Genomic DNA, 16677 nt, shown 5'->3' on the forward strand with positions numbered 1-16677 from the left:
TGACAGGTATGTCAAGGTTATGCTTGTTGTCAAAATGAGGAATTCTACAGAGCCGTAATTCTAATAAATGATTATAGAACACCTTTGAAATAATGGCCATGATCGTATTCCTCATCTCTTGAGGACTTAAGTTTGATCTGTTTACCATCAAGTGCCTTTCTGAAATTACGTGTGATATCCTTTACGTCCACTTTCTCATAAAGGGAAAGATCAAGTCTGAGCACATCGGCACCGGAATCACAAAGTTTGTCTATTTCCTCCACCATGTTCAGCACAGTTGAATTATAGATGAGGGTGCGTTCATCCTTCCTTTTAACCGGGAATGAGCCTTTGGTATTATCTATAAGCAGTACCTCACTATCGGCTTTGATCATATCGTCATCAATGAACGGTTTAAGCAGGTCATTCTTTGTCACAAGCAAAAGTTCACGTCCATAGGCCATGACCTCTATCTGAAGGCCCGGATCAGTGTTGATACAGGCATCCTGGGATTCCTCAAGGTTCAGTTCACTTGAAAGTGTCACACGGTAAGCACCTGATTCTTTGAACGCATTTGTCGTGTAAGCGTTGAATGGATTGAACTCCTTCTGGGCAACGAATGGTGCATTCAGTTCATTTGCCAGCCTAACAGGTCCGTAGTTGGAACATGCAACCTTGAATCCTGCATCGATAACCTGTTGCATCTGTTCTTTTAACTCAGGCATGTCCTCTTCAAAGCTTATCTGTGGTGTCATCAGGACAAATTCTATATTCTTTTCCTTCAGGCCGTTAGTCCTGAGGATGTTGTCCTCATTCATGAGTTCAGTAAACAGGTGGATAGGCGCATAAATAACGTCAGCACCGGATTTGGATGCAACGAAGATGGAATCAATATCTGCCACTTCAACACTTAACAGGGGTATTTTTGCCCCGTCTTTGGTTCTTTCCCTTTTATATCCAGTGGAAACGTCGGGACAACTACGGTTTCTGCCCAGACGGGGAAATCTGGAATTGAACAGTTTTTCAACTGCCTCTCTTCTGGTTCCTGAAAGCGCTCCCATGGGGATGAATATATTGTCGTCAACATCCATGATTATGTCTTTTGCATGGAATGTTGTATCGCCTAGTTTCCCAAGGGTAGTTATTATCTGTTCCCGGCTTGTGGGTGAACTTTTTGCTTCCTGCACTATGTAATCGCTGGTAGCTTCCGTTTCCAGATTCCTGCTTTTCACACTGATATGCAGTTTTTCTCCCTTTCTTGCACGTATCTTTATTGTCAGGGGAGTGAATTGAAGTTCAATATTTTGTAATCTTTCAAGCAATTGCGGGTCGGTGGAAACATAGACCTCATCGTTCTGCCTTACGGATTTGCTGGTCTTTGCACTTATCAGCAGGGTGACGTCCTCCCCTTTTTTGCCAACCTGTGCAGCTTCTCCGTTAACAACAATTCCATGCACACGGCAACCGATGATCCTGACGGGGGTATTTATGCTAATACCATCGTTCACTTTAATGTCATGAAGGGGGCGAATTGTTAGTTTACCTTCTTCCTGTGACTTGGTTATATTTGCTACCTTTCCAAGATAGGCACCATAATTAGCACTGTATTTGCGCTGTGTGACATCTTTTTCATCAAGCACGAAACCCCGTGTAAAACCCCTGTAGAAAAGTTTTGCAAGCTCGTTCTCCATTTCTTCCAGTTCATCGCTACTGAAATTCTCACCAGTATCGCATATTTTTTCCGCAACGTTTCTGTAGGTTCTGGCACTTGCAGTCACGTATTCAGGTTTCTTCATCCTGCCTTCTATCTTGAGACTTTTGACACCAGCCTTAATAATGTCCTCCAGTCCCGGGAATGTACAGAGTTCTGCACAGCTTATCGGATAATCGCCTACAAGTTTGCTGTCTATGACCTGTCCATCTACTGACAGTTTAAATGGCCTTCGACATGGCTGGAAACAGGCACCTCTGTTTGCGCTTCTATCCGTAATTGCAGTACTGAACAGGCATCTGCCTGAAAATGAGTAACAAAGAGCACCGTGTACGAAAAGTTCAATCTCCACAGATGTTTTGTCTATGATACTTTTGACCTGTTCTGTGGTCAGTTCTCTTGAAAGTATAACCCTGGAAGCACCCGCATCTCCTATGAAATCAACACCCTGTAGGTTGTGTATTGTCATCTGGGTGCTTGCATGGAGTGGAAGGTCCGGAAAATGTTCTTTAAGCAAAAAGAACAGGCCAAGGTCTTCCAGTATGATCGCATCTATGTTGTATGCATATGCCTTATGAACAATATCAATTGCTTCTTGCATCTCATTTTGCTTGAGGGGAATATTCAGTGCCATGAACACTTTGACACCATAGGAATGTGCAAGATCGATGTTGTCCCTGAGTTCTTCTATGGAAAAATTCGTTGCGCCCTGCCGGGCATTGAACTGTCCGACTCCAAGGTAAACGGCGTTAGCCCCTCCTTTAATAGCAGCTCTCAAGGCTTGTGGGTCACCAGCAGGGGCCAGGACTTCAGGTGGTGTACAGTTTGAAGGTTTATTACTATGCATGCAGATCAGATTCTTCTTAGATTGAATTGTAAAACGATAATTATGATATTGGGATCAGGACGAAAAGGAACAATCGCCTTTTCCGTATCGGCTTATAATAAGTTCGTCTAATTTAAAACGATTTCCTTGGGATTTTAAATCCGACTGTTTAATATTATATATTGGGTATAATGTCGGTCCCTTTTCCTATTATCAGGTTGTATGAATCATTCGCTTCATTGTACTTGACGAGCACATTGTACAGTTTAAGTATACTGCCATATTCGGCTTTTGTAATAATCTCGTTGTCCTCTGTAAGGTTATGAGCTGGCAGCACAGCGTAGACTGCTTTTTTAGAAGTACCGTCACATATCCTGTAGAGCTTGTACTTCTCATCACCCAGATCGCCTGACATCAGTGAAGCTACAACGTTTATTCTCTTCGTATTGTGCATATCTATTTTTGACATGGGGGCGAATTTTGTTCTGTCAGAAACAATGAGACTCTGTTTTGATAATTTATCTTTCCTGAGTATCGCATATGAGTATTTGATATCGGTATTGACGTAGCGGTATGGCTCACTGCATTCTGCAAGTTTTAACATGAGCCTTGTGGGTTCAATATCTTTTTTGCGCTCAAAGCTCCAGCATGTCTCAAGAGTGCATTCACCTGACCAGATAAAAGAGCACGGGCTGTAGATCTTGATGCCCATTCTCTTCAGCATTATCGTGAGTGCTCTCATCTCAGTTGAATTGACCTTATCAGCAGGCTCTATTATTATGATATTGCCATCTGGTGAAAGCTTCTCTGCCATATTCTTTACAATATCGGCTTTTTGTTCCATACTCAGGTCTTTCATTTCATTCAGGACATTGGAAAAGACCATGAGATCAATGTTATCTGGCAGTTTTTCGATATCCAGTTTGCTGACATCAGCTCTGATAGTTTCTTCAATTGTGACGTTTGATTTTATATCAGCATACTGAGGTACGAGGAAATTGTATGCTTCGATGTTCTCGTCGAACAGTTCAATTGTATGGATGTTTGCCTTTCGGTCATCAAGACGGTTATAAAAATCAATAATAGCCAATGGGATGGTGCCAGGTCCTGTCCCAACATCCAGTATTTTCATGCGGTTCTTCAACAGCCCTTCTTTTGCAAGGTCATGAAGCAGGTACTGGAACTGTATAAAATACACAGGGAATTGGTAAGCAAGATATCCCAGGGTGCTATATCCTTTTTCATAACTTATTTTTCTGGAACTGCCTTCTTTCCAGTAGTCTGCTTTCTGGGAACGGATGGCTCTCCTTATTTTTTCCATAACTATTTCATCATCCCAGTTTTTACTGGTTTTCTTCTCGATGTATTGCTCGACAAGACGTTCCATTTTTCTGGACACAGCGGTTGACTTAAAAAAGAAATCACTCTTTTTGATTTCGTCACCTGTCAGTTCCATTTTCTTCAGGGGAGTGGCACGAACAATCCTATAATCATTTTGAAGGGTAACAACATCGACTCCAAGGTCGAAAAAGAAGGGCTTAAGGGTTTTGTATACTTGCCGGACAGATGTTTCTTCTTTTAGATAATCTGTAATCTCCGATAACATGAATTCTGATTTCATACGTGAAACGTATTTAAATGTGGATATGATCTCCCTATCTGACATTATGGTTTCATAGCCTTTCCCACATGATAAATATACTGATGAAAAATTTGTATCCATTTCCATTTTGATTGTGGTTTAAATCGAATAACTTAAATAGTAAATGCGTGTAATCAATTTAAGTTGTCTTAAATCAAGTAAAATAGATTACCTCCTTAGATCAAGACGACAGAAGTGGATTAATTCCAATGGACGAGGGATCTCCACAACAAAACTCAGGATTGATAATATGGTACCTGAAAAACCACGATTCAAAAAAATAATAGAAAAAGCACGGGAATCCGTTCTGAACTTTGACAGCGGGGAAGCCGAATCTGCCGTCAGGGAAGCGGTTGATGCAGGCATGGATCCTGTCGATCTTATTGAACTCGGATTCATTGAAGGTATGAAAGAGATGGGAGATCGTTTCGAAAAAGGTGACGTTCCCCTTGTAAATATAGTTGCAGCATCGAGAATAGTGGAAAGGGGTCTTTCATTATTGAAATGTTGTGCAAAGGAGAATCATACGGGTCTTAGGATATTTGGTAATATTGTTATGAATGTCTGAGTCCTGGAGCTATTATTTCATTTTTTTACCTGCCTCCTTTTTAATCAATTTTTTTGGAACAAACAATTCCAAACTGAAATATTTATTAGTGATGACCATCCATTTTTTATTATGGATGATTCTGCCACACATGAACAACTCCTGATGCGACAGGCGGATATTCTGATAGCTGATGGACAATATGAAAAAGCAATCTTCTGTCTGGATGAGATTCTAAAAGAGCATCCTGATGATGAATATGCTCTTTCGATGAAAGGACTTGCATATTGCCTGATGGGTGATTCTGAAAAAGGCATTGAATGTCTGGAAGATGCACTGGAAATTGATCCTTGCTCTAAGGAAGTTCTTATAATATTTGCAGATGCATGTCTTCGGTCTTCAATGCCGGAAAAATCACTCAAAATACTTGAAAGAGCAATAAGCTATTATCCCGATGATGACGGACTTCTGATGTTGAAAAAAGTTATACTTAGTGCCAGGAATAGAAGTCAGGTAAATTCTTATTTCAACTAAGATAAAACCAGTAACTATTTATTATCACAGTTTATATTAATTTATATGAGCTGGTATGTAATAGATGCAGTGGACCGTGCCATTGAACGGACACGGACCTGTCTTATTGAACCATTCGATTTATGGAAGTGGGTAAAACTCGCCATAATTGCCTTTTTTATTGGTGGAAGTGGCGGCGGTGGGTTTAATAGTGGAGGGAACAACTACGGTGGGTCTGATTCGGACTTTTCCTCGTTGCCTTCAGGTATAAATGAAATTGGAAACAGCATACAAAGCACCTTGTCCTCCTTTTCGGTATCAGCGATCATAATTGGAGCTATTCTATTGATAGTCCTTTTCGTTTTGCTTATGAGCATAATTGGAAGCATAATGGATTTTGTTTTTGTTGAATCATTGGTTTACAATGACGTTCACATAAGAGGTTATTTTAAAAAATATCTGGGTAAAGGACTGTCACTTTTTATCCTGCGTATTCTGATTGGTCTGGGAGTCATGCTTATAATGGCTATTATGGCATTAATTTCTCTGTCACTGATGGGTGTGTCCTTTTCAGATATGTCAAATCTGGAATCTGCCGACTCTAATGGAATGTTAATGTTACTGCCTTTTATGATTTTTATTTTTATTGCTGTTGTTCTTGTAGTTGCCATAATAACGGGCATATTGGGTTCTTTCATTAACATGTCAATACCCGTTTCTATGTACTCTGATTGCAGTATTTTTTCAGGACTGTCCAGAGTACTGGGACAGTTCAGGAAGGACTGGAAACAAATTATCATATACTGGATAGGCAGGCTGATACTGGGCATTGCTGTGGGGATAGCCATGGCAATTGTTGGATTTATACTAGCAGCTACATTATTGATATTGTTGGGTATTGTGGATTTAGTCCTTTACTTTGTTTTCTCGGCAATTTTGTCGGATACTGCAGTATGGGTTTTGCTCATCCCGATACTTGTAGTCGAGCTAATCCTATTCATCCTGATAATGGCCTTTATAGGAATGCCCGCAAAAGTTTTCATGAAATATCACATGCTTACCTTCCTGCAACAATGGTATCCCATCAATCTGCCTATGTTTGACAATGTCCATAGAATAGCTGATAGTAATATGGGTGAATGGGTGAACGAAGGTACAATACCTGAGCAGTAAATCTGTTAGTGAGGGCAAACAAACGTTTGCCTTCAAATGCTTTTTTGGATTTTTGAAAGTTGTATTCCATGTTTTTCAGTAAAACATACTATTTTAGGGATTTTTATCCGTTTTTGTCAAAAAGTAGATATGATTAACTGTCATTTTGCACACATGAATCAGATAATTCTTGCCTCTGCATCGGAAAGGAGGAAAGAGTTGCTAGCACAATTAATCGGCAATACTTTTGATGTCCACGTCAGTTCTTATGCAGAGTATACTGTACAAGGCTTGACTCCGGCCGAACTTGTGATGTATCATTCCCGTGAAAAAGCATATAATATTGCACAGGATGTCGGAGAAGCTATAATTATCTCTGCTGACACAGTTGTTGTGTGTGCGAATGAAGTTCTGGGCAAACCGGATGATTTAGAACATGCAAAGAAAATGTTGCAACAGATAAGTGGTCAAAAGATCCAGGTTATTACCGGAATGACCGTGATGGATACTGCAAATGGGAAGGAAATCACTAAATATGAACTAACTCATGTGTGGATGCGGAAAATGTCTGCAAGGCTAATCCATGACTATGTTAATACAGAAGAACCATCAGGTAAGGCTGGTGCCTTTGCTATTCAGGGAAAAGGTGCCATGCTTGTGGAAAAGATAGATGGTGACTTTTTTAATGTTGTTGGTCTTCCGCTTTTCAGACTTTCAGAAATACTAGAAAAGTTCAGCATCAATGTTCTGCAGGTCCGGGACTAGTTGGATCATGCAAAAGAGAAAAAGAAAAATGGAAATGAAAATGAGAAATGAATATCTGTTTATTCCTTTCTATCCTTCATTCTTAGAGCTCCGGCAGCAAACAACATTGAAATAACCAGTATTGGCAATTCAAATCCAGAGGCAGGTTCATCTGCACTCTCATCTTCTACAGGTATTTCATCTTCAACAGGTGCTTCTGATTCAAGGAGTACATAGGTTGTTGGCATTTCCAGTTTAAGGTCATGGAGTTTTATTGATCTACTCGTTTTAGCACTGGAAATAAGCTGTCCATCTACAACAATGTCAATTTCAAAACTATAAGATTCATCAGCTGGAACTGTCATTCTCACAGTACCTCTTGTTTTCTTACTTTGTTCCATATTTGGGACAATAGCGCTGCCTGTGTATCTTGTATACTCGTCAACAACAGCTGTAACAACAACAGTTACTTTATTTGTCTCTTCTCCCAGATTATAAAGTCCTGGTGAGGCTTCAAAGATAATATTCTCGCCATAATTAGTTGTCTGTATGGTTTCTATCATAAGGTCTGTCAGGATTACATTTGAAACAGATCCGGTAGTTTCCTGTTCAAGCTGCACCTGGGTAGTATGGTCATCTACAAGATTATTGTCTTCAAAAAGTTCTACCTGTACAAGCTGCTCACCGCTTTTTGGTACACTGAAGGAAAGGGCTTTGTAAGTCTGTGAATTTGCCTTCAGGTAGCCTATGCTTTCAGTATGCTCAGCCGTTATAAGGTTTGTATAAGGGTCCTTAGTCTTTATTTTAATGAAAAGTGAGCCTGTATCAGTATTCTGGGGATTTTGGACATAGGCAGTTACTTTAAGTTTGAACTCTTCATCTGTCGATGTTGACATTACATCCACATTAGTAATAACAGGATGCTGGAGCTCATCCCTCAAATTTTGATTTATGCATCCGTTACAGGTGCAAAAAATAAAAATAAAAAGGAAAAGCAGGAGGTTCGCACTTTTCATATTAGCGCCTACAGCTTAACCTTTAATACAAGAGTTTGCTCGTCTACGATATGTTCTCCATACATTAATCTGACATATACATCAGTCTCACCGTTTGGTGCATCTTCTTTAACAGATATATTAAATCCTTTTGTATATGATGTTCCACTTCTTGCCATTGACTCGGTTATATTCATGGATGCATGATCTGCTATGAGCTTATTATCGACATCTGCGACAACCGTGAGAAGTCCGCCAGGTATAGTGCTCTGACCATGGTTCTTTACAGAGAATGTGATAGTTGCATTATCTCCTGCTTTAAGCTCCCATGTTTCTGATGCAGATGTACGCAGTGAATCCATATCTTTTACAAATCCAAGGAACTGGAGTTTTACATCGGGAAGTATTGTTACTTCCACAGGAACTGATTTTGTATTAGTTATCTGCAATCCATTTTCATCTGTACCTGAAAGGTAACTAACAGTGACAGCAGAATCATTTACATCTGTATCAAAGGCAGGTGCAGTTATTTTTGCAGAAAGAATGGATGATTCAGCAATTTGTTGTTTTCCTGCTACGTTAAGTGAATTTGTCCCTATAACTATCATTGGTGTAAAGTCTGAAACCTGTACAGAATCAATTGCTTGCGTAGCATTGTTAGCTAATTTCAGGAATATGTCCTGTTCATTGAATTCCTTTACTATTACCGGAAATGCAGTAATCAACACATTTTCAGGACTTACGGGAGCAACTTCCTGCTCTGCACATCCTGAGATCAATATCAAAGCCAACAATGATATAATCACTATCATTTTTTGAATTAATTTAACCATAATTTGTACCTCACTCCTGGAAATTACTTATATATTTAAAAAAATTTCGATAAAATTTGTACGATGCAATATTTTTCTATGACGCTATGTTATTAAATTATGAAAATACATCATCATTTCTATGGTACTGGTAAAGAATATAAGTTCTTTAACTACAAAATAAGCAAGCAAAAACAACTCTTATATTAGAATAACAAGCATGTTCTTATAATAATTATAGAACATATGGAGGAAATCTCTTGGATGGTCTCTCTTTAAAAGAACGTTTTATCTATTCCCTAGAAAGAAAATATGTGGATAAAGTACCTGTTTGTTCGGTAACCCAAACCGGAACTGTCGAACTTATGGAAATAACCGGTGCGAAGTGGCCTGATGCACATTATGATCCTGAGAAGATGACAACGCTGGCCATTGCAGCACATGAGCTTACAGGACTTGAAGCAGTAAGGTATCCTTTTTGTAATACGGTTATAGCTGAAACCCTTGGGTGTACTTTTGATGAAGGCTCCCTGGACACACAGCCCTACCAGCTTGATTTTCCATTCAAGAAGAAGGAAGATGTTGCAAAGTTCATTGTTCCTGAAAACCTGCTTGAAAGCAGAAGAATAAAAATAATGCTTGAAGCCACTGATATGATAAAAAGCAGGGTTTCAGATGACATTCCAATCATAGCGGGAATGATAGGTCCTGCAGCTATTGCTTTCTATATGTGTGGTGCAAAGAACTACCTCAGATGGTGTATAACCGAACCCGAACTTCTTACAGAACTGTTTGCCATGGGTACTGAGGTTTGTATAGAATATGCCAATGCACTTTTTGACCACGGAGTGGATGCAGTAGTTATAATAGATTCCGAAGCAGGTCCTGATATATTCCCACCACCGCTGTTCGAGTCACTTATACTTCCACATTACCGGCTGCTTACAGAGAAAATGACTGGCAATTCAATTCTTCATATTTGCGGGGATGCCACAGATATTCTTGATGCAATGGCAGAATCCGGGTTTGATGGGCTTAGTATAGAAGAAAAGGTGGATCTCTCTTATGCCAGCAAGATGGTTTCAGACAGAGTATGCCTTATAGGTAATGTATCTCCTGCTGCCACCTTGCTTGGAAAATCTCCTGAGCACATCAAAAAAGAAGCAAAACAATGTATTATGGATGGGGCAGGTATTCTGGCTCCTGGTTGCGGAATAGCCCCGCGTACTCCTATTGGGAGTATCAGGGCTTTTGTAGAAGCAAGGGATGAATTCTATACGAAATAAGTACCTATTGCACCATTGTAATAGTACTGCTGTAACAGTACTATTATAGTATCTTATCGTAAACATCTGTCCAGTGAAGCTGTGAACCGGCTGCAATAAACATCGAGACGGATAATGCTTCTGCTATTTCATCTTCAGTAGCACCATTATCCTTCGCCCTCTGGGAATGTATGACAGTACATTTCTCACATCTGAGAAGCACTGAACATGAGATAGCTATAAGTTCTTTGGTTTTAGTGTCAAGGGCTGCAGTTTTGAATATGGATTCACGCATCTTTCCAAAGGCTTCTGCAGTTTCAGGTAATCTTTCATTCAAATATGTCATGATCTATCCTCTGCTATAGATTTATTTCATCATTAAAAAGTTATAGGTCAGATCATTCTGTAAATATACGTCATCTATTTTTTTACGTAGCATATCTATTTTTATCATAAGCGCGTATTAATAGCATGCCTACAAAGAGGTTTTAATCATTGAAAGGATGGATTCTTTATAAGACACCCCAGATCGAACTGAGTCCGGAAGCTTATGAGATTCATCGCCTTATAGAAACGGCAGGTAAAAAAGGAATAGAAATCGAAGTCGTTTCCCCTGATCAGTTTGATCTTGTTGTTACAAAGGAGGACCGCAAGAGCATATTACTTAATGGGGAAGTTGTTTCACTGCCGGATTTTCTCCTGCCTCGGATGGGTGCCGGTACTACTTATTTTGGTATGGCTGTGATACGACATCTGGAAAGACTTGGAGTGTATACTGTCAATTCAGCTCAGTGTATCGATACTGTAAAGGATAAGCTATATTCCCAGCAAATACTGGCGGAAAATAATATACCCGTTCCCAAAACGATGCTTGGCAAGTATCCAATAGACGATTCACTTGTTGAAAAGTACCTGAAATTTCCCCTGGTAGTCAAAACACTTTCAGGTTCCCTTGGAAAAGGAGTATTTCTGTGTGATAGTAAATCCCAGTTCAATGACCTTATGGGACTTATTCATGTAACAAACCCAAAACTGAATATAATCCTTCAGGAGTTCATTGAAAGCAGTCGGGGAAAGGATCTCAGGGTATTTGTTGTTGGTGGAAGGCCCATAGCCTGTATAGAACGTAGTTCAAATGACAACAATTTTAAAGCAAATTATTCCAGGGGAGGACAGGTTACACAATTTGAGATGACTCCTGAGGTCAAGTGGCTGGCAACGGAAACAGCAAGGCTGTTTGGATTGGAGATAGCTGGTATAGACCTGCTTTTTGATGGGAAACATTTCAAGATATGTGAGGCAAACTCTTCTCCTGGCTTTAAAGGCATTGAAAGTTGCTGTGATATAGATATTGCCGATGAGATCTATAATTTCATAAAAGTTCGTCTTGGAAAATTCGAAGATTAAATTTTTAGTTTGTTCGACTTTACCTGGGATAAGTTGTACATACAATAAATATTCGTGTATGTGCAAAAACAAATTCATTTTATGCTGAATAATATGTAACTCTATATGAATACCTCTTTTTTAATTCATCGTAGCATTGTAAACGCCTCCCACAAATACTGTGATACCTAGTAGATATCTTCAGAAGCATGCCTTTTTTGTTTGGAGCTTATAGGACGAATCAATAGATTTATATAATTTTCTAATATATATAAATCAGATAACCATGTGCAACTCATACACAGTTGCATCTGAAATATCATTCACAATTGTTAATTTATTATGATGATGTATATACAATAAGAGGACGTGGACACTTGAAATTAAATATGAAGAATATTACTATTAGTAAAAAGATCATTGCGCTTGCTTTGATCCTTACGATTTTGCCAGTGACTGCAGTCGGACTTTTTGCTTACGAGCAGACTTCGACTGCCATCAGAGAACAACTCTATGAGAGACTCGATGAACAGGTCTTAATGGAAGAACAGTATGTGGAAGCTGTATTCTCCGTTGGTTTGGAAAATCTTGAAGGTAATATTATTATGGCCAGAAACAGGTTAAATGCTTTTGGAGATGCGCACATATCAGATAATAAATTGATGTTTGGTGAGAATTTAATTGTTAACAATAATTACAATATTGCTGACACTATCAAAGATGAGACTGGTGGGGAAGTTACTATTTTCCAAGTGGAAGACGGTTCAGCAACTCGAGTTTCCACTACATTACGTGACAACAGTGGAAACCGTATAGTAGGAACCTCGGTTTCTGATGCAGTCTATCAAGCTGTTGTAAAGAGAGGAGAGTCCTATACAGGAAGTGTTGATGTACTCGGGAAAACTTATCTGGGTACTTATGAACCAATAAGAGATACTTCAGGGAAGACTGTAGGCATATTGTTTGCTGGTGTTGCGCAAGAACATTACAGGCAAATTATTAAAGAACAGATGTCTGCAATCTCTTTTGGTGAAACCGGATACATGTATGTGATGAATTCTAATGGAGATGTCATCATTCATCCTAGCATTGAGGGAGATAACCTTCTGGTCAATGATTTTGCAAAGACAATGGTCGCTGAAAAAGAAGGAAGACTTGTTTACAACTGGCAGGGTCGTGACAAGGCAATCAGTTACACTTACTATCCGGAGGAAAATTGGATAATTGCATCCGGTACTTACATTGACGAGTTCGAAGCTCCTGTAAGAGCTATCAGAAATGGACTTATTGCAGCTATACTAATATTCGTAATACTTGGTTCAGCAGCAGGTCTCCTGATAAGTAGGTCCATTTCAAAGGGAGTAGAAGGAATCGTTGCAGATTTCAAGAAGATATCTGACGATGCAATGGAAGGTAAAATCAATTCCAGGGCAGAGACGAACGTTGATATTGATTTCACTGCAATCCCACTTGGTCTTAATGATATACTGGCCACACTGACAAATGTTATTGGTGTAGTTAGTAAGAGTGCAAATAGTGTAGCTTCAACCTCAGAAGAGATGTCTGCAGCCGTTGAGGAAATGACTGCATCGTCTATCCAGATAGCTGATACAGTAGGTGAGATTGCAAAAGGTTCCCAGGAACAGTCTTCACGCGCAGAGGATGTTGCAAGAACCATGAATGACATGACCATGGGTGTGCAAGATATTGCAACTAATGCACAGCATGCAGCAGAAGCAGCAAATGCAGCAAGCGAGTTCATTTCTGAGGTTGGAAATCAGTCCAAGGAAATGCTTGTACAAATGGATGCGATCCAGAGTGCTACAAACGGCTCTGCAAATGTTATCAAGAACCTTGAAGCAAAGTCAAACCAGATTGGTGAAATTGTCCAGTTAATCACCAATATTGCAGACCAGACTAATCTACTTTCTCTTAACGCAGCAATTGAAGCTGCAAGGGCAGGAGAACACGGTCGTGGATTCGCTGTTGTGGCAGATGAGGTAAGAAAACTTGCCGAGAACTCAGGGACTGCAGCTTCACAGATATCAGGACTCATTGCAGATATCCAGGAAGGAACTCATGCAGCAGTTACTTCAATGGACTCTGGTACAAAGATAGTTACAGAAGGTGTCAGTGCACTTAGTAATACTGTTGAAGCTGTGCAGAAGATCGTCGAGGAGAGTAACAGGGTTGCTCTTATGGCAGAGAACATTGCAGCAGCAGCTGAGCAGCAATCTGCATCCATTGAAGAGGTTACAGCAACCGTTGATGAGGTAGCATCTATCTCACAGGAATCTGCAGCAGGTACTCAGGAAACGTCTGCAGCAGTTGAGCAGCAGACTGCATCCATGCAGGAGCTTGCAAAGAGTTCACAGGAACTGGCCCAGATGGCTTCTGAAATGCAGGAGTTTGTTGCAAAATACATAACAGAATAAGGACAAAGAAGGGAATTGTCCCTTCTTCTTTACTTTTATTCTGCTTTTTTTACAGCAGATTTCATTAAATACTTGTTCAATTTTACTGATCATATATTGGATATAAATGTGCATGATGTTGAATGAAATGGGTTTCAAGTATCAACTTGTATTTAGCATCTAGAGAATTGATGAGATGTTCTTGTTGAGATTACCCAAACGATGTTGAAGCGAAACATTTATTCTATTTATTATTTCAATTCGTTAGATATAAATAATTTGAATGAAAAATTGCTTTAGTGAAAGTAATTGAACGACTATAATACTGGTTATTATGAGTTTACCGTAAAGTTGAAAAATGATATCGCAATGTTGGATTAAAAAGTGATAATATGCCAGGATCAGATCTCGCTAATAAAAAAGTTTTGATGATTATTGCACAGGAAGGTTTCAGGGATGAGGAATTCTTTGAACCGAGAGATGTTTTTGAGGATGCAGGACTTTCTATTACGATTGCAAGCAATACAACAGATGAAGCTAAAGGAGTGCTAGGGGGTACTGCAAAACCTGATGTTTCTATCAACGATGTTGTTATTGCCGAATATGATGCAATCGTTATTTCTGGAGGGCCGGGAGCCCGGAAGTTTTTGTGGCCTGATAAAAAGTTGCAAAAGCTGGTTGTGGATGCCTTTGATCTGGAAAAGGTTGTCGCTGCCATCTGTGTCTCTCCGGTTGTACTTGCAAGGGCAGGAATCCTTGAAGGGAAAAAAGCTACTGTTTTCAAAGATGCTGCAGCCATCAAGGAGCTTCTTGAAGGTGGAGCGGACTATGAGAATGAAGAGGTCATTGTTACAGGTAACATAGTTACCGGGCGTGATCCAACCTGCGCTGAAGAGTTCGGGGAAGCTGTTCTTGAGGCTCTTGAAAATATATGAAACCGGCTAAGCCGGTTCAATTTCTATTTTTCCTGTTCAAGCAGTAATTTTTAATTCATTTCAATTCAGGTTTTCGATTTTTGCTTTGCTTTTCCTTGTTTTGACCGAAAACTAAAGATTTATTTCCATCAGGTCTTTAGCAATGGTGACTTTGCCTTTGAAATATTTCCTGATATGATCTACTGCTTCTCTATAACGTCCGCCCATGTGTGGATAGAGATGTGTCAGGTAGAGTTCCTTTACGTTGAGAGGGGATTCGTCCAGCATGAGAGTGAACATGTCAGGAGTGGTGTGATTGGTCATGGGGAAACCCAGTGGAAAGGAGCATTCATGTATGAGGATATCCGCACCCTCTGCCAGTTCCATTACTGCTTCACATGGCTCGGTGTCTCCTGTGTAAACAATGCTTTTTCCTTCGCTCTCAACACGATATGCCAGTGAGTTGTCCGTGTGGACGGTTTTAGCACACCTGATTATGCAATCAGCATCCTTGCCATCCGCACCCATTGGCCTGAATTCATCCCCCGGTGAGAGTTCCGTGATATCTACGGTGAACCTGTCCTTGAGATACTCATAGATATCCAGCGTCTTCTCAAACCATTCCTGGGTGCCCTGAGGGCCGTATAACTGCATCTGCGTCCTGCCCACAAGCCAGTTGGCCTTAAGCAGGGCAAGCACATCCCCTACATGGTCCAGATGCAAATGCGTGAGCACGATGCCACTAATGTCCTTATGTTCGTGCCTGCTCTCCTGTATTCTGCCAAGAACACCGCACCCGCAGTCAAAAAGCAAGGTCATGTCCCCTATATCCATGAGCACACCAGACTGTACCCTGCCAGCCTGAGGTATGCCAACTCCTGTACCAAGAAACGTAATCTTCATACCTGCTATAATAAGACTTAAGTAACTTAACTTTTATTAAAGGGATGTTCGATACCGTATGGCTGGCACTTATACACTTATTCTCACTGCGAGGGTCGCCCAGCTAGGTCAAAGGCGCTGGACTTAAGATCCAGTATCGAAGGATTTCGAGGGTTCGAATCCCTCCCCTCGCACTTTGTTTTTGGGTAATAGTAATAACCAAAAAACGCAACGTTATAAACACCACATATTCAAACTCTAAAAACATACGTATTGAATACTCCATATCTATTAATTTCAACTGTGTCTCCAGTACCAAGCGAATAATGGTTCAAATCGACTTGATACACATAAACGGTCTTATCCAACCGCCTAGAAAGTTTTTTAGCATATCCTAAAGAATTGCGTTTTGATTTGAAAGTCTTGATAGGTTTTCCATTACAATCGGAACTTTCACTGGTATGAACTATATAACCAATGTTTACTTTGTGACGTTTTCGTCTAACATGTCTAAAAGGTTTGTCTTTTATTGGTTTTATTGGTTTAAATCCAAACATCCTAAATATTGATTGTATTATTCCCATAGAACCCTCCAGAATTCAATCGTTCTGTTTGTTACATATAACCATAGTTCATTTGAATATCAAATACATTAGTGCAAAATCTAATAAAAAGAAGAACACAATGCATAAAATAAACGCAAGAATTAGTAAAACAATAGTCAAACCCAAGTTTGACAGTCAAAAGTAATAAATGTGTTCTTAATTCTGTTTGAATCGACTAAAATGCAGACAAAACTAAGAACATACGACATTATTCCTAATGACAATATATGCTTTCCTATCGGAACTATTCTGGCTGTAAATGGACTTTATGATGTCCTTGACTTTTCCAC

At 39.7% G+C, this 16677-nt stretch carries 15 protein-coding genes and 1 tRNA gene; 9 read left to right on the plus strand and 7 right to left on the minus strand.

Going from position 1 to position 16677, the window contains the following annotated elements:
* Positions 1-71: 71 nt before the first annotated feature.
* Both QZZ23_RS07720 and QZZ23_RS07725 read right to left on the minus strand, forming a co-directional pair.
* Positions 72-2537, minus strand: coding sequence for a U32 family peptidase (locus QZZ23_RS07720; protein WP_292468521.1), 2466 nt, complete (start codon positions 2535-2537; stop codon positions 72-74).
* A 154-nt stretch (positions 2538-2691) separates the two neighbouring features.
* The gene (locus QZZ23_RS07725; protein WP_292468524.1) at positions 2692-4182 is read right to left on the minus strand and encodes a small ribosomal subunit Rsm22 family protein; all 1491 of its coding nucleotides are present in this window, start codon (positions 4180-4182) and stop codon (positions 2692-2694) included.
* 226 nt (positions 4183-4408) lie between these two features.
* Here QZZ23_RS07725 and QZZ23_RS07730 point away from each other — a divergent pair, with 226 nt between their 5' ends.
* The 4 genes from QZZ23_RS07730 (at position 4409) to QZZ23_RS07745 (ending at position 7135) form a co-directional block, all read left to right on the plus strand.
* Positions 4409-4726, plus strand: coding sequence for a B12-binding domain-containing protein (locus QZZ23_RS07730; RefSeq protein WP_292468527.1), 318 nt, complete (start codon positions 4409-4411; stop codon positions 4724-4726).
* Positions 4727-4837: 111 nt separating this feature from the next.
* Positions 4838-5239 (plus strand): tetratricopeptide repeat protein, encoded by a 402-nt coding sequence (locus QZZ23_RS07735; protein WP_292468530.1) that lies wholly within the window; start codon positions 4838-4840, stop codon positions 5237-5239.
* A 45-nt stretch (positions 5240-5284) separates the two neighbouring features.
* Complete coding sequence (locus tag QZZ23_RS07740; RefSeq protein ID WP_292468531.1) at positions 5285-6391, plus strand: hypothetical protein; 1107 nt, start codon at positions 5285-5287, stop codon at positions 6389-6391.
* A gap of 153 nt (positions 6392-6544) precedes the next feature.
* Positions 6545-7135, plus strand: coding sequence for a Maf family nucleotide pyrophosphatase (locus QZZ23_RS07745; protein WP_292468534.1), 591 nt, complete (start codon positions 6545-6547; stop codon positions 7133-7135).
* A gap of 59 nt (positions 7136-7194) precedes the next feature.
* Here the strand turns inward: QZZ23_RS07745 and QZZ23_RS07750 are convergent, their stop codons facing one another.
* Both QZZ23_RS07750 and QZZ23_RS07755 read right to left on the minus strand, forming a co-directional pair.
* Positions 7195-8010: a hypothetical protein gene (locus tag QZZ23_RS07750; protein ID WP_292468537.1), complete on the minus strand. Its 816-nt coding sequence runs from the start codon at positions 8008-8010 to the stop codon at positions 7195-7197.
* Between the two features lie 128 nt (positions 8011-8138).
* On the minus strand, positions 8139-8942 hold the full coding sequence (locus QZZ23_RS07755) for a hypothetical protein (RefSeq protein WP_292468539.1): 804 nt from the start codon (positions 8940-8942) through the stop codon (positions 8139-8141).
* A gap of 239 nt (positions 8943-9181) precedes the next feature.
* On the opposite strand from QZZ23_RS07755, the gene mtaA reads away from it, so the two are divergent.
* Positions 9182-10207, plus strand: coding sequence for a methylcobamide:CoM methyltransferase MtaA (mtaA, locus tag QZZ23_RS07760; RefSeq protein WP_292468542.1), 1026 nt, complete (start codon positions 9182-9184; stop codon positions 10205-10207).
* A gap of 43 nt (positions 10208-10250) precedes the next feature.
* On the opposite strand, the gene QZZ23_RS07765 is transcribed toward mtaA, so the two are convergent.
* Entirely contained in the window at positions 10251-10532 is a 282-nt protein-coding gene (locus QZZ23_RS07765) for a carboxymuconolactone decarboxylase family protein (RefSeq protein ID WP_292468544.1), read from the minus strand.
* 149 nt (positions 10533-10681) lie between these two features.
* Between QZZ23_RS07765 and QZZ23_RS07770 the strand changes: the two genes are divergently transcribed.
* The 3 genes from QZZ23_RS07770 (at position 10682) to QZZ23_RS07780 (ending at position 14921) form a co-directional block, all read left to right on the plus strand.
* Positions 10682-11593: a RimK family alpha-L-glutamate ligase gene (locus QZZ23_RS07770; RefSeq protein ID WP_292468547.1), complete on the plus strand. Its 912-nt coding sequence runs from the start codon at positions 10682-10684 to the stop codon at positions 11591-11593.
* A 368-nt stretch (positions 11594-11961) separates the two neighbouring features.
* On the plus strand, positions 11962-14007 hold the full coding sequence (locus QZZ23_RS07775) for a Cache 3/Cache 2 fusion domain-containing protein (RefSeq protein WP_292468550.1): 2046 nt from the start codon (positions 11962-11964) through the stop codon (positions 14005-14007).
* Between the two features lie 371 nt (positions 14008-14378).
* Positions 14379-14921, plus strand: a complete 543-nt coding sequence (locus tag QZZ23_RS07780) for a DJ-1/PfpI family protein (protein WP_292468553.1) — start codon at positions 14379-14381, stop codon at positions 14919-14921.
* A 111-nt stretch (positions 14922-15032) separates the two neighbouring features.
* Here the strand turns inward: QZZ23_RS07780 and QZZ23_RS07785 are convergent, their stop codons facing one another.
* Positions 15033-15803 (minus strand): MBL fold metallo-hydrolase, encoded by a 771-nt coding sequence (locus QZZ23_RS07785; RefSeq protein ID WP_292468555.1) that lies wholly within the window; start codon positions 15801-15803, stop codon positions 15033-15035.
* Between the two features lie 88 nt (positions 15804-15891).
* Between QZZ23_RS07785 and QZZ23_RS07790 the strand changes: the two genes are divergently transcribed.
* Positions 15892-15976: transfer RNA gene (locus QZZ23_RS07790), tRNA-Leu, on the plus strand.
* Between the two features lie 57 nt (positions 15977-16033).
* Here the strand turns inward: QZZ23_RS07790 and QZZ23_RS07795 are convergent.
* Positions 16034-16366: a hypothetical protein gene (locus tag QZZ23_RS07795; RefSeq protein ID WP_292468557.1), complete on the minus strand. Its 333-nt coding sequence runs from the start codon at positions 16364-16366 to the stop codon at positions 16034-16036.
* Between the last annotated feature and the right edge of the window lie 311 nt (positions 16367-16677).

Source organism: Methanolobus sp. (assembly GCF_016278385.1).
GTDB lineage: Archaea > Halobacteriota > Methanosarcinia > Methanosarcinales > Methanosarcinaceae > Methanolobus.